Here is a 14,030-nt window from a genome sequence, read left to right on the forward strand (position 1 = left end):
GCACGCGCGCGCTCTACACATGCACGCATAAGCACGGCTGCCTATCCACCCTCGGCTTTATCCAGTCCGTGCGCTCTACACATACGTAGGAAAGGGGTGTTAGGTACCTTAACAAACGATGTATATGACGCAGGTGCATAACCTATCCGTTTATCTGTACGACCACTATGACCTGTTATCGGAAAGGAACTCAAGCCTGACAGTAGGCAGATCGTCACTATCAACTACATCGTCACTATCCGATGCACTGCTATATGACTTACCCGAACTTACAAAGAGCGCTTCGTTATCTGCGGAAATAGGAGAAATCTTATCTGTGTCAGAAAGCAAACGAGGATCAACGAAAGGAGCCGTATCTGCAGAATCATCAGGTAAATAAGTATCAACATCTTGCAAAAGATGAGCGCTCGAATGAATAACCTGATGTACCTGCGGTTCCTGTGCCTGTGCAGACTCATCCGTTGCACTGGAAGGAACTAACGCAGTAGGGGAAGGACGACGATTCACTAGCTGCTCATCACCAAGATCATCAGCTAACTCACGTATCATCTTTTCTGCATCACGCTGAATATCACGATCTTCAGCATGAACACCGTGAACAAACCAGCGAACCAACGCCAATTCAGATACCAGCTGGGCGCGAGTAAATAAATGCAAATCAGGTGTTGACCGCTCCATAGCATACGCTTCACGGAAACGATCCAAGAAACCATCACTTGCTTGAGCGAGCACCCAGGCAATATCTGTAGCAGGATCGCCCACATGCGCCCCATGAAAACCAGATAAAGCAATAACAGAACCACGGTCCACGCTAATAGAACGTAACTGCAAATCCGCATGCAACGGCACAGTGGAAAAACGCCACAAAGACACATCCTCTAAAGCGGCTTCCCATCGGCTCCACAAATTTGACGGCAATAAAGTAGATTGAGCAGCCTCATCAAGAATCGCCACATGACGACGACGACATTCCTGCGCGTCATATACGGGCAAACCAGCACCCGTATACGCTAAAGCAGATAAATTGTGAAGGGAAGCTAACGCGCGTCCCAACGAAGCGGGCAGTAAATGCTCATCATCAAAATCAGATTCTTCAAGGAAACGCCCACCAAGATCTTTATGAACAAGGACTCGGTCCCCTTCAGGAGTCACCGTAGAACCCGCAGGACGCGGCACATCAAAAGAAATTTTACGGTAATCATAAGCCTGTCCCAGGCGATGAAGAACTGTGGACTGTGAATGTAAATCCAAGCCGCCAATAGTGTCATGAGGGCACGTAACAAGCCACTTATCACCGCGCGTATCAACAATGCCAGTCACAGAGACAACGTCATCACTATAAGAAGGAGGGCGAATAGCGACAACTTTCAGACCAGGGACAGCTACTGTGGCAAGTGCGGCTAATTCAAAAGGGCTCTTTGTGCGACTCACACATCCACCGTACCGCTCAACACATGAATAAATGCGCATCACGGCCGCGTAGTTGCAGATTAAGCGACAAAAAGACGGTACAAGGCAATGAAAGAAAATGCGTATTGATTTCGTCACTCATCGACAGATAAAGTCCGAATACTGGAAGGTAATATGAAGGCAAAATATTTTTTGTAAGAATTTTGATATGACTCATCTTCAGACTGATCGTATCCACCCGTCATTGCGCTCCCAATATCAAGCGGTCATTGACCGTAACCCCGATCAAGCAGAATTTCAGCAAGCTGTATTTGAAGTTTTCCTTTCCCTTGCGCCGCTCGTTGATCGCAAACCTGAATATCAAGAACTTGCCATCCTTGACCGGATCGTTGAACCAGAACGTCAAATCATGTTCCGAGTCCCATGGGCTGATGACTCAGGAAAAATACACGTAAACCGCGGTTTCCGCGTGGAATTTAATTCCGCGCTCGGCCCATATAAAGGCGGTTTGCGTTTCCATCCTTCTGTGAACCTTTCCATCATTAAATTCTTGGGTTTTGAACAGATTTTCAAGAACTCTTTAACAGGATTACCTATTGGTGGCGGCAAAGGTGGCTCTGATTTTGATCCGAAAGGCAAATCAGATGCGGAAATCATGCGTTTTTGCCAATCATTCATGACAGAACTTCAACGACATATCGGTCCTGACACAGACGTTCCTGCAGGCGACATCGGCGTAGGCGGCCGCGAAATCGGTTACCTTTTTGGACAATACAAACGAATCCGTAACCGCTTCGATGCTGGCGTTTTAACAGGTAAAGGCCTGACATGGGGTGGCTCTCAGGTGCGTACCGAAGCTACCGGATACGGACTTGTGTTCTTTGCGCAAGAAATGCTTGCAACCAAGGGACAAGTATTTGAAGGTAAAAAAGTAGTTGTTTCCGGTTCAGGTAACGTTGCTATTTACGCGATCGAAAAATTGCAGCAACTAGGTGCCACAGTGATCGCATGTTCAGATTCCTCAGGATACGTCGTTGATGAAGCAGGTATTGATCTTGCCCTGCTCAAAGAGGTCAAAGAAATTCGACGAGGCCGTATCTCAGACTATGCTGCTGAACGCTCCTCAGCTCGTTTTATCTCAGGCGGTTCAATCTGGGATGTTCCCTGTGACGTCGCTTTACCTTGCGCCACCCAAAATGAACTCCCTCTGGAAGCTGCTCGTAGCCTCGTCAAGAACGGAGTTGTTTTGGTTGCTGAGGGCGCGAATATGCCAACCACCCCAGAAGCCATCGATTTCTTACAATCAGCGGGTGTGCTCTATGCCCCAGGTAAGGCATCAAATGCTGGTGGTGTTGCGACTTCCGCTTTGGAAATGCAACAGAATTCCGGTCGCACATCATGGACTTTCGATGTTGCTGAAGAACGTTTACATTCGATTATGGTGAATATTCACCGTAACTGCTTGGAAACGGCTGAAGAATACGGTGTTGCCGGCGATTATGTCGCAGGAGCAAACCTCGCTGGATATATCAAAGTCGCTGATGCAATGGTGGCACACGGACTTATCTGATAGTCAAAAGCGCAACAAAGAGGGCAGGGCCACATGGGTCCTGTCCTCTTTGATATTGGAAAATAAACGCATAAGAAAACCGAGTAACACAAACAGCAGTATGAAGCGACTTTTACCGTCATAACCTTGAGAAAAGGTGTCATAATTCCAACAAAATAGCTCAGAACCTCATTAATGCTCATCTAGGCGGCATATATCGACTAGGCTGGCGACGTGGCAATTGAGTTTCCTGAAGAAATCCAGTCCCTACGTACAACGATGGGCAATATTCTCGCTGTTGTTCAGCCGGATAAAATGCGTGCGCGTATCGCTGAACTTTCTGATAAAGCAGCGGCACCTGACCTGTGGGACGACCCTGCGCAAGCACAAGAAGTAACATCAGCGCTCAGCCATACTCAAAGTGAACTTGATCGTGTTGTGGCGATGACCTCACGTATTGATGATCTGGAAGCCATGGTTGATATGGCCTCAGAAATCGCTTCAGAAGATACCGATGAAGCCCACGAAATACTCACCGAAGCCGAAAACGACCTCCTAAAACTACGTGAGGACCTTTCTGATCTGGAAATTCGTACCCTTCTTGACGGTGAATATGACGAACGCAATGCTGTTGTCACTATTCGTTCAGGAGCAGGCGGCGTTGACGCGGCAGACTTTGCTGAAATATTGCTGCGCATGTACTTACGATGGGCTGAACGACACGGATACCCCACAAAAGTGATGGATACTTCCTACGCAGAAGAAGCCGGTCTAAAATCAGCAACTTTTGAAGTACAAGCCCCATATGCTTACGGAACTTTATCCGTTGAAGCTGGCACGCACCGCCTCGTCCGTATCAGTCCCTTCGACAATCAAGGACGCCGCCAAACATCATTTGCAGCGGTGGAAGTTATCCCCTTAATTGAATCAACCGATCATATTGAGATCCCTGAAAACGAGCTGAAAGTGGACGTTTTCCGCTCATCAGGTCCCGGCGGACAGTCAGTGAATACAACTGACTCAGCGGTGCGTATGACTCACATTCCTACGGGAATCGTTGTTTCGATGCAGGATGAAAAATCTCAGATCCAAAACCGTGCAGCCGCGCTCCGCGTATTGCAATCACGATTGCTGATGCGCCGCCATGAAGAAGAGCAAGCAATGAAAAAAGAGCTTGCTGGCGATGTGAAAGCATCATGGGGCGACCAAATGCGTTCCTACGTATTGCAGCCCTACCAGATGGTGAAAGACCTACGAACGGAACATGAGTCGGGGAATCCGCAAAATGTTTTCGATGGGGATATTGATGGTTTTATCAATGCTGGTATTCGTTGGCGTAAAAACCAAAACGATGAGGAAGCCTAAATAAGGTTCCTTCTGATGAGGGCGGGGCTATCTGCAATTGAGTGGCAGAGGCTTTCGCCCTTTCATTTACGGCGAGGTGAAAAACTGAGCACCCATTGCGCTTGCCGCATGGAACACTATGTGACTTAATAGTGCGCGATATTGTTGGGAATAAAGCGTGTCTCCTGATGCAAGGAATTGATATGGCCTTTAGGCTAGATGGGACCATGACCCCGACACGGATGGCGACATGATTCGTTTTGACGATGTTTCTATGGTGTACGCCAAAGGCGCGCGCCCAGCACTTGACCACGTTTCTTTAGAAGTAGAGCGTGGAGATTTTGTTTTCCTCGTTGGAAAATCAGGTTCCGGTAAATCAACTTTCCTGCAGCTTGTGATGCGTGAAATTCAAGCAACATCTGGTCATGTATGGGTTCTCGGGCAGGACGTAGGAGCATTATCACGCTGGTCCGTGCCTAAACTTCGCCGACAAGTAGGGACAGTATTCCAAGATTTCCGCTTGTTACCTTCGAAATCTGTGTACGAAAATGTCGCATTAGCTATGCAAGTAATCGGTAAATCACGGCGTGCAATTGAAACAGCGGTGCCAGATGTCCTTGACTTGGTTGGGCTTAAAGGAAAAGAACACCGTCTGCCACATGAACTTTCTGGCGGTGAAGAACAACGTGTCGCAATTGCGCGAGCAATGGTGAATCGCCCAGAGCTTTTACTAGCAGACGAGCCAACAGGTAACCTTGATCCAGACACTTCTTTAGGGATTATGCGCCTTTTGGATCGTATTAACCGAGCAGGTACCACTGTTGTTATGGCAACACACGATGCGGCGATCGTGAACCAAATGCGTAAACGTGTTCTGGAACTTGATAGCGGTCACGTGGTTCGTGACCAGTCACGTGGTGTGTACGGCGAAGGAAAGTAAACTGATGAAACTTCGTTTTATTCTGGCTGAGGTCGGTAAAGGACTTTCACGTAACCGCGCCATGAGTGTCGCAGTTGTTTTGGTGACTTTTGTTTCTTTGTTGTTCGTTGGCGTGGCGGGGCTTGCGCAAATGCAAGTGAGCCGAATGAAATCGCAGTGGTACGACAAAATTGAAGTGTCCATTTATATGTGTGCTTCCAATGATGAAATACCTGCATGTCAATCTACAGAAGCCACAGAGCAGCAAATTAGTGCTGTACGTAATCGTTTAGCCTCTGCTGATATCGCTCCTTTGGTGAAGGAAGTCTACGAAGAAACAAAAGAACAAGCTTTTGAGAATTTCACGCAGCTTTTTGGGGATACTTCAATTGGTCAGTGGACAACGGTAGATATGATGCCGGTATCTTTCCGTATCAAACTTGTCGATCCGGAAAAGTATTCTGTCCTTCAACAGGAATTTTCAGGTAAACCAGGCGTGGCCGTTGTGAAAGATCAACGTGAAATTGTTGAGCCCCTGTTCAAAGTGATCGACAATGCGAAACTGATGTCCTTAGGTCTTGCAGCAGTGATGATTGTTGCTGCGGTTCTGTTGATTACGACAACGATTCGTTTGTCCGCGATGAGTCGTGAGCGTGAAACGTCGATTATGCGTCTGGTAGGTGCCTCTAGCTTATTTATTCAAGCTCCATTTATGATCGAAGGGGCGCTTGCCGCTATCTGCGGTGCCTTACTCGCAGTGGGAGCCTTGTTCGCAGGTGTGCATTTACTTGTGAAAGGTTGGCTGGCTCAAGTATTTGAGTGGACAAGTTTTATTGGCGTGCGTGAAGTGTGGATTATGGCTCCGGTTCTTATTGGTGCCGCCGTGCTTTTAGCTCTTTTTGCCTCAATGGTGTCTTTGGCTAAATACACAAAGATCTGAGTGCAATCAGGGGAGCAGCGCCTAAGCTTTTATCTTCCGTCGGATATATGATGCGAGCGTATAGATACTGCGTGGTGCTACACGATGAAAAAAAGAGGAGGTGATGAACTGTGCCGAAAGAATGGAAAAAACCAAAAATGACAGAGGCTGAGCGCCGTAAAGCTGCTTCTGATGCGAAAAAGACAATTGCGCGTCATAAAAAAGCGCGTCACGAGTACCTGATTGAGGACACATGGGAAGCGGGGCTGGTCCTTTCAGGAACTGAAGTAAAAGCTTTACGTATGGGCCGCGCATCCTTGGTGGATTCATGGGTTGAAATCGCGCGAGGGGAAGCGTGGTTGTACGGTGCAAATATCCCAATGTATGCGCAAGGGTCGTGGAATAACCATGCGCCTACACGTAAACGTAAATTGCTGCTTCACCGTACACAAATCGCTGAATTAGCGCAGAAAGTTCAAGCAAAAGGCTACACAATTGTTCCTTTGGAACTGTACTTCATTATGGGACGCGTTAAAGTGGAAATTGCTTTGGCTAAAGGCAAACAAGAATTTGATAAACGCCATGCATTACGCGAAGCGCAAGATAAACGTGAAGCAGAGCGCGCGATGCGTCGCTATGTTCGTCAAGCGCGGCACTGATTGTCTTATATTTGCCAGTATGTGCAGGACGTTCATCAGGTAATAGAAAGCGCTGCCCAGATTGTGGGCTATTTAGCTTGGCCGCTCATAGATACGCCCATTCGACGCAACGTGCCTAGGCGTGTACACTTCCTAGTGGTCCTCCGTGTGACGTTATCATCCGAACCTCCCCAGGGCTGGAAGGCAGCAAGGATAAGGGTGCGCTGACGGGTGCGCGGAGGATCTTTTCTTTTCTTAACCTTTGCTTCCCCTAGCTCAGCCACACAGTTTGTGATTCTTTAGGGGATATATCCTTGAGGGAACGTAAAAGCAAAACATGGTCTGCGCATGCATCAATGAGTTCAGAATCATGCGTGATAACAATGACCACATGGCCAGCTTGAGCTAGTTCTGTGAGTTGCTGTGCGACGCGCTGTAAATGACGAGCATCAATACCGGATGTTGGTTCATCCCATATGTGGATATGTGCGCGGCGTGCAAGTGCTGCCGCCATTGCGACACGTTGCATTTGTCCGCCTGAAAGCGATTGAGGGTGTCGTGTTTCGACATCTGTGAGCTGATAATGCGAAATAAGGTCCTCAATATCGTTTGCGCTGACGGAAGGGTCCTTACCTAAATGTATTTCTTCGGTGACGGATTGTGTGAAAAGCTGATGATGAACGTCTTGCATGACGACGGCGCTATGTTTTTGTCGTTCACGTGCGTTGAGGGAGCGCCCATCCCATTGGATTGTGCTTCTTTTTCCTGAAGGTTCGCGCAAGCCGCATAGAATACGCGCGAGTGTACTTTTACCTGCACCATTTGGCCCGATGAGAGCGCATACACGGCCGGCTGGAATATGAAGGGAGGGGATGCGAAGAACTTGCTGATGCTGGTAGGCGTGTTCGAGGTCTGTGAGTATGAGTGTTTCCGGAGAGACAAGGGATGTGGGGGAGAGGTCAAAAGCATGACTTGTAGGGCTGTTCGTAGCTGTAGGGCTGTTTTTCTGTAGCAGGACAGGGGCAGCCAAATCAGCGCGTGTCGCAGTATGAGAGCTGTGATTTTGAGTAGGTAGATTAACGTCATCCCACTTGGAGGGCGGTTTCAGGGTGCGCAGTCCTAAAGAGTGGCGTATCTGATCTGGGAGGGCAAAAAATTCATTTCCGCTCCACCTGTGTGTGATTTTCCCACCGTCGATACGTAATACCTGGTCGACCAGTTCGCGGAGGAAATATACGCGGTGCTCAGCGATAAGGAGAGTGCGTTTGTCGTTACGTAATTTTTGTAGGAGCAAGCGCAGGTCCTCAATTGCTTCAGGTGAGAGATTGGAACTTGGTTCGTCGAAGATAATGATGGGTGTATGTGCGATATAGGCTTGCGTGCAAGCGACTTTTTGTAGTTCGCCTCCGGATAAATGTGTGAGTGGGCGATCTAATAGCGCACTTATTCCCATTTTTTCTGCACCAGCGCAGATCGAATGGTCAATATTTTCAGGCTTTTCTGCGTAGTTTTCTGCGCGAAAAGCAAGTTCGTCACGCACGTGGGTAGTAAAAAACTGTGTTCGTGGGTTTTGAAAGACTGTGGAGGTGAGTTCACCTGCCTGATTCAAAGAATCGTAGGGAAGTTCAGTGCCATTGACGCGGATTTTTCCGCTGAGTGTTCCGCTGTGAAAAAGTGGAATCATGCCGTTGATAAGTCGCAGTATGGTGGATTTTCCGCCTCCGCTTGGGCCGCAGAGCAGCGTGGTACTTCCTGGTGGGCAAGAGAAAGTAATATCGTGCAGGCCGTGTTCATATGTTTGTGTGAGGGGTTGCGTGTTTTCTTTTGTTGCCCAAGGGGAAGCTGAGCCTGTGTGGGTGGGGTAAAGGAATGAGGCCTCGTGGATATGAATACTTCCGCGTGGATTTGTGGGGGCAGCTTCATATGTCATATGTTCAATTCCCATCCGTAGAAGTAAAAAATCACGAGGACGCAGAGGCCGCAGAGGATGTAGATGTCTCCAAGCGAGCATCGTAGAGTAATTCGGCTAGTATGTGGCCCTTTTCGTCCTAATCCGCGTAGCAGAGCGGAGGCGCTGAGTTCATCGGCCATACGTGTGGTGGAAGTCAGCAGAGGAACGAGGATGTATTCAGCTGTGCGTATGGGGTGACGCATTATTTTGTGAGGGCTGACATCTATTCCGCGTAGGCGCATTGCGTCGTGAATATTATGTAGTTCCACAGAAAGTGAGGGCAGGAATCGGAGCATGACAGCGAGGGGAATAATGAAAAACTGGGGGATTTTCAGTGCTGACAGTGCTGCAATGAGGTGGGCAACTTGTGTGGAAGAAATAAGGTACCACGCGGCTCCTGCGCATACGCTGAAACGTGTAAACCAAAAGCCTAATCCTGCTGTGAGGGTGGGGATCCAACCAACCCATAGGAGTGGTGCGCACATATAGACACCGGCCCATAGGAAGGTCCATGTGAACCAGATGCATACCTTACGTAGTGGTACGGCTGATGCAAGGAGAGGAAAAAGGAGTACAGCGCATACGAGTGCCAGCAAAAAGGGGCCTCGGCCCATGACAAGAGTATTTGTGAGCAGGAGTGCAAGAATTTTCGTTCGGGGATCTACACGAAATGATGTGGCGTTATGTGCTGTTTTTCCGTGGAAGAAGTGAATGTTGTTGAAGAATGACACGTGAGGATCACAGGATGCCGGCGCGTGAAAAATGCTTATCCAATATGCGGGTGCCAACCCATGCGGCTCCGACAGCGACAATACAGAGTGCAATGTGGAATCCAATGAGGAACCACGGAGTAAAGAGGCTGCGCATAAAGTCTGCGTATTCTGCTCCTTGGCGTCGTGTAATGCGTTGGAAGAAAGCGTCAGATCCAATGATGACGGGGATGAGCGGCGCGATTAACCAGAATTGGAAGATACCGAAGGCAAGGCATGCGCGCCACCGTGAAGTGTAGTGACCAGAGTAAAGGATGAGATCGGCGATAAAGCCGCATAGGGCAGCTACGATAACGGTTCCCCAGAATTGTCCGAGAAGGGCCATTGTGCCGCCGATAAGTGTGCCAAAAAGCGTCATAGCGAATACGCGGGGTGTTTTCACCATGAAAAGGATAACGACGGTGGCATTGATAAGCGTGCCAATAAGGATGCCGACTAGGTGTAGTGCTGGGCTGACGAAACTGACGAGTGAGCTGAGGAAAAGTATGAAGAAATAGATTGCGCCGAAAATGCCGATGTTGATGAGTGCGCGTGGAGCGAGGGCATGGCCTGTGGGGGTTGAGGTGGTCATTGGGTGTCCTTATGAGTGGAGGAGAAGTAGGAAAGAAAACCGAAGGGTTTGTGACAACTTGAACTAAGAATGTCATATTATTTACTGCGACACGCCATTTTGAACTGTTGTGACGTGAATGCCAGGAAAATGTTGTTTCCCATCATGTCTTTCGTGGCGTAGAAGCGGCATGAATGTGGAGGTAGAAAAAGGACTTTCATGACAGTCATGTATCGAATTTCAGGGAGTCAGGAAGGCCCACAATAGGTAAAGATGAGAAAAGAAAAATATGCATCCCGAACAGAAAATACTGAGAAGCATAGGTTTACTCGCTGTCGTAGCACGATATGACAGCTTGTCATCAGATAGGTGATGACAATGGCGTACCGTTGAGAAGGATGAGTTTTCATCTACGTATTAATTTCCCCACAGAACAAAAGACCGCGCAGGAGGAATCGTGAAAGTTCTCGCTCTCCATTCCAGTCGTTTCGGGCATACCACTCGAATTGTGTGCGCAATGACGCGAATCCTTGAACGTGAAGGGCATGAAGTTCTTATACGACCGGTACATGCTATGCGATCCCTCCCTGAGGACATAGACGCAGTTCTTGTCGGAGCTTCCGTACGATATGGTTTCTATTCGCCACGCCTCAAAAAATGGACACGACGCCACGCGCGTCGCTTGAATAAAATGCCAACAGCCTTTGTTGGAGTTAGCTTATCGTCAGAAAACCCTGATAAATCTGAACCAGACACAAATGTGTATTCACGTAAATTCCTTGCTTCCACACCGTGGGAACCGACACTGCTCTGCCTTTTCGGTGGGGAAATTGACTTTGATTTATATAGTGGAGTTGACGCATTTGTTATGGATAAAATACTTGCCCACACCGGTAAACCACATGGCCCCGGTGTGAAAAAGGTCTACACCGATTGGCGGGCTGTCGATGATTTTGCAGGTCAATTTGCCTCTTTAATAAAAAACATCTGATGGTCAAGGACGCAAATGTGGGTCCGGGGCTTTAGGGTTGATATGTGAGCACAGCCCTTTACCGTCGTTATCGCCCTGACACTTTCGCACAAGTGATCGGACAAACACATGTCACCGATCCTTTACGTGCCGCTTTACGAGCGAACCGCGTAACCCATGCCTACCTTTTTTCAGGCCCACGAGGTTGTGGAAAAACCACATCTGCACGTATCTTGGCCAGATGTCTGAACTGTTTTCACGGACCTACGGACACCCCGTGCGGTCAATGTGACTCATGCCGTGAACTTGCGACAGGAGGACCAGGGTCTTTAGATGTCGTTGAAATTGACGCGGCATCCCACGGTGGTGTTGACGATGCGCGCGATTTACGAGAACGTGCCACATTTGCTCCCGTACGTGATCGCTACAAAATCTTCATTGTTGATGAAGCGCATATGGTGACACCGCAAGGTTTCAACGCCCTACTTAAACTGGTGGAAGAACCCCCAGAACATGTGAAATTTGTTTTCGCAACGACAGAACCAGAACGTGTTCTGGGCACTATTCGTTCGCGCACACACCACTATCCATTCCGTTTAGTACCCCCAGATGTTCTTGCCCCATATGTTGAACAGCTATGCAATGACGAACACATCACCATGGATTCTGGGGTGATCCCACTGGTAATACGCGCGGGTGGAGGATCGGTACGCGACACTTTATCGGTCTTAGATCAGCTGATGGCTGGAGCAATTGATGAATCCGTGTCATACGGAACAGCTGTAGCTTTATTAGGGTACACAGATCAAGCGCTTCTTGACCATAGCATTGATGCGCTCGCCGGTGGTGATGGGGCAGCAGCGTATCGTGTCATTGAGCGCATGGTGGAATCAGGTCAAGATCCACGTCGATTTGTTGAGGACTTTTTGCGGCGTTTACGTGATTTGCTGATTATTTCTGTGGCAGGCGAGGGGGCTAAGCAAGTCCTTTCAGATATACCGCAGGATCAGCTGGAACGCATGTATGTGCAAGCCCGTAATTGGGGACCACGTCAGCTTTCACGTGCTGCTGATTTAACGGATGAAGCCTTACGAGCAATGACGGGTGCGACATCACCTCGCCTTCAATTAGAGCTGTTGATCGGTCGTATTTTGGTTCCTACGGAAAGCTGGGCGCAAGGTAAACGCACAGCTTATTTGGCAGACCTTGAGGAATCCTCGGTGCCAGGCATTGTTGGTTTAAGCGGCGGAGGAGCACCCACCCCTGAACAATCAGAAGCCCCCTCGCGCGAAACATATGAATCTGAGGTTCCGCGTCGCTTTGGTGCTCGTGAAGCACGTGAGGCATATGCGCGTAAACGTCAAGAAGCACAAGCTACTTCAGGTAAATCGCTCCAAACGGCAGCTACTCACGGTGCTACCAGTGAACATAATGCTGAATTTTCGGCGCAATCGCCCAACGCAGCAATGAATATTCCTCACAGTGGTGGACTGGAATCAGGAAATACTCGCCCCGAAATGCCTGATGCGCCAACGCAGCAATCTTCATGGCCGCAAGACACGGTACCGCGTGTTCCTGGACATCACGTTGAAGATATAAGACCTGAGGGGGCACAAGCGGATACGGTAAAAAACGGTGACCGCTTCACTAGGACTGTATCTGCCTCACCCGATAAAGAAAAGGAAAACAACGAACAGAGCAAAAAAACTGAAGATACATCCCCTGTTGCCTTTGCTCATCCTGATACTTCAACGGAACAAAGGCCGATCATCCCTGCTGAGGGTGCAGATTTGCATAAAGAAGCAGATGCTATCCGAGGGCGATGGGGTGAAATTGTTGACCGCTTAGCATCAACCAGCCGTGTGGTGTGGTCCTTACTTCACCAATACGGGCAGCTGGGCGCTGTAGATGGAAATACCGTGGTCATTCTTTTGCCCACCGCAGGGCATGTTTCGCACTTTACTCACGGTGGACGTGGAAATATCGTCGCCCAAGCAATCCACGCAGTTACAGGTATACATGTTGAGGTTCGTGCTGAAATAGGACAAGTAGGGGGTGGGCGACCCGTGACGGCTGCTTCTGCAGTTGTCAATATGCCACTGCGTGAATCTGATTCACTCCCTGATGAATCACCCGCATATCGGGAAACGGAAGCAGTCCCTGCTTCTGAATCAGTGTGGCCGCAAGCAGCAATCCCCCCCACCTCTTTCCCGGCTTCTTCTGAGGAAAATAGGCGAGGAATGACTGACGAGGCCAATGCCTCACCTACACAAGAAAACCATAGTCACACTTTCCCTGAAGATTATCGTGATACGTACCTTGTTGAGGGAGAAAATTCGCTGACAAGAGAGGAACCTTTTCATGAATCTGCGCTGGTAGAGCCGACAAACGTAGACTCAACACAATACGCCGATTACCGTCCTGGACCCGCTGAAGCTGAATGGGAGCCTTTGCCTGTAAAAAATATTCCTCCAGAAAGTCAAAAAAATGATCTGTCACACTCACCTGCATATCAACAAAACCCCACAGAAAGCACAAAATCCATTGATGCTTCCATAGGAATAAGCACTACTGGAATAGAAAAAGAGGAAGGAAATATCGCTCCTTCTGCCCATGACGCAGGGCCATTTAGCCCAGCAGATCCACCGCATATGCAATCTGTACCTGTGATAAATGGTTGGAGTGAAACGGTGGCTGTGCCCGGGGGAGAAGTCACATACAGTAATGAGGATCCTTTTGTATCCGAAGGTAAAGTGGCGGAAGCTTTCGGATATGGAGCTTTTTCCGACAGGTATCCTCAAAGAAAACATCATGAATCCGCATCATCAGAAATGACTGTGACACAGGAAAATCAGCCTGCTGCGCGCCCAGCTCGTGTAAGTGCAGCAGATGATGAATCAGCGAGTATTGACGATATTGACGCGGAAAACACAGGAAAAATTGGTTTAGCAGCAGTTTTTGATGTGCTGGGCGGGACAGTAATTGACACGAAAAACACATAAACCCACCT

At 48.7% G+C, this 14,030-nt stretch carries 11 protein-coding genes and 1 other RNA gene; 8 read left to right on the forward strand and 4 right to left on the reverse strand.

Annotated features, from left to right (window positions below; translation table 11 throughout):
- Positions 1 to 165 precede the first annotated feature (165 nt).
- Positions 166 to 1,431: a phosphotransferase gene (locus LRP57_RS01425; RefSeq protein ID WP_231204333.1), complete on the reverse strand. Its 1,266-nt coding sequence runs from the start codon at positions 1,429 to 1,431 to the stop codon at positions 166 to 168.
- Between the two features lie 187 nt (positions 1,432 to 1,618).
- Between LRP57_RS01425 and gdhA the strand changes: the two genes are divergently transcribed.
- The 6 genes from gdhA to ffs all read left to right on the forward strand — a co-directional run bounded on the left by gdhA (position 1,619) and on the right by ffs (position 7,030).
- Positions 1,619 to 2,980, forward strand: coding sequence for an NADP-specific glutamate dehydrogenase (gene gdhA, locus LRP57_RS01430; protein ID WP_231204335.1), 1,362 nt, complete (start codon positions 1,619 to 1,621; stop codon positions 2,978 to 2,980).
- 213 nt (positions 2,981 to 3,193) lie between these two features.
- Positions 3,194 to 4,324, forward strand: a complete 1,131-nt coding sequence (prfB, locus tag LRP57_RS01435) for a peptide chain release factor 2 (protein WP_231204337.1) — start codon at positions 3,194 to 3,196, stop codon at positions 4,322 to 4,324.
- A gap of 229 nt (positions 4,325 to 4,553) precedes the next feature.
- On the forward strand, positions 4,554 to 5,243 hold the full coding sequence (ftsE, locus tag LRP57_RS01440) for a cell division ATP-binding protein FtsE (RefSeq protein ID WP_231204339.1): 690 nt from the start codon (positions 4,554 to 4,556) through the stop codon (positions 5,241 to 5,243).
- A gap of 4 nt (positions 5,244 to 5,247) precedes the next feature.
- The gene (ftsX, locus tag LRP57_RS01445) at positions 5,248 to 6,162 is read left to right on the forward strand and encodes a permease-like cell division protein FtsX (protein ID WP_231204341.1); all 915 of its coding nucleotides are present in this window, start codon (positions 5,248 to 5,250) and stop codon (positions 6,160 to 6,162) included.
- Between the two features lie 110 nt (positions 6,163 to 6,272).
- The gene (smpB, locus tag LRP57_RS01450) at positions 6,273 to 6,800 is read left to right on the forward strand and encodes an SsrA-binding protein SmpB (RefSeq protein ID WP_231204343.1); all 528 of its coding nucleotides are present in this window, start codon (positions 6,273 to 6,275) and stop codon (positions 6,798 to 6,800) included.
- A 134-nt stretch (positions 6,801 to 6,934) separates the two neighbouring features.
- An RNA gene (ffs, locus tag LRP57_RS01455) (signal recognition particle sRNA small type) lies at positions 6,935 to 7,030 on the forward strand.
- Positions 7,031 to 7,050: 20 nt separating this feature from the next.
- Here the strand turns inward: ffs and LRP57_RS01460 are convergent.
- The 3 genes from LRP57_RS01460 to LRP57_RS01470 are packed head-to-tail and all read right to left on the reverse strand — an operon-like array spanning position 7,051 to position 10,071.
- Positions 7,051 to 8,724: an ATP-binding cassette domain-containing protein gene (locus tag LRP57_RS01460; protein WP_231204346.1), complete on the reverse strand. Its 1,674-nt coding sequence runs from the start codon at positions 8,722 to 8,724 to the stop codon at positions 7,051 to 7,053.
- Entirely contained in the window at positions 8,706 to 9,461 is a 756-nt protein-coding gene (locus LRP57_RS01465; RefSeq protein WP_231204348.1) for an energy-coupling factor transporter transmembrane component T, read from the reverse strand. The genes LRP57_RS01460 and LRP57_RS01465 overlap by 19 nt, the downstream gene beginning before the upstream one ends.
- A gap of 7 nt (positions 9,462 to 9,468) precedes the next feature.
- Positions 9,469 to 10,071, reverse strand: a complete 603-nt coding sequence (locus LRP57_RS01470) for an MptD family putative ECF transporter S component (protein ID WP_231204350.1) — start codon at positions 10,069 to 10,071, stop codon at positions 9,469 to 9,471.
- A 436-nt stretch (positions 10,072 to 10,507) separates the two neighbouring features.
- Between LRP57_RS01470 and LRP57_RS01475 the strand changes: the two genes are divergently transcribed.
- Complete coding sequence (locus LRP57_RS01475; protein ID WP_231204352.1) at positions 10,508 to 11,041, forward strand: flavodoxin domain-containing protein; 534 nt, start codon at positions 10,508 to 10,510, stop codon at positions 11,039 to 11,041.
- A 44-nt stretch (positions 11,042 to 11,085) separates the two neighbouring features.
- The gene (locus tag LRP57_RS01480) at positions 11,086 to 14,022 is read left to right on the forward strand and encodes a DNA polymerase III subunit gamma and tau (protein ID WP_231204354.1); all 2,937 of its coding nucleotides are present in this window, start codon (positions 11,086 to 11,088) and stop codon (positions 14,020 to 14,022) included.
- Positions 14,023 to 14,030 lie beyond the last annotated feature (8 nt).

The sequence above is a fragment of the Schaalia sp. lx-260 genome (assembly GCF_021083645.1).
Taxonomy (GTDB): domain Bacteria; phylum Actinomycetota; class Actinomycetes; order Actinomycetales; family Actinomycetaceae; genus Pauljensenia.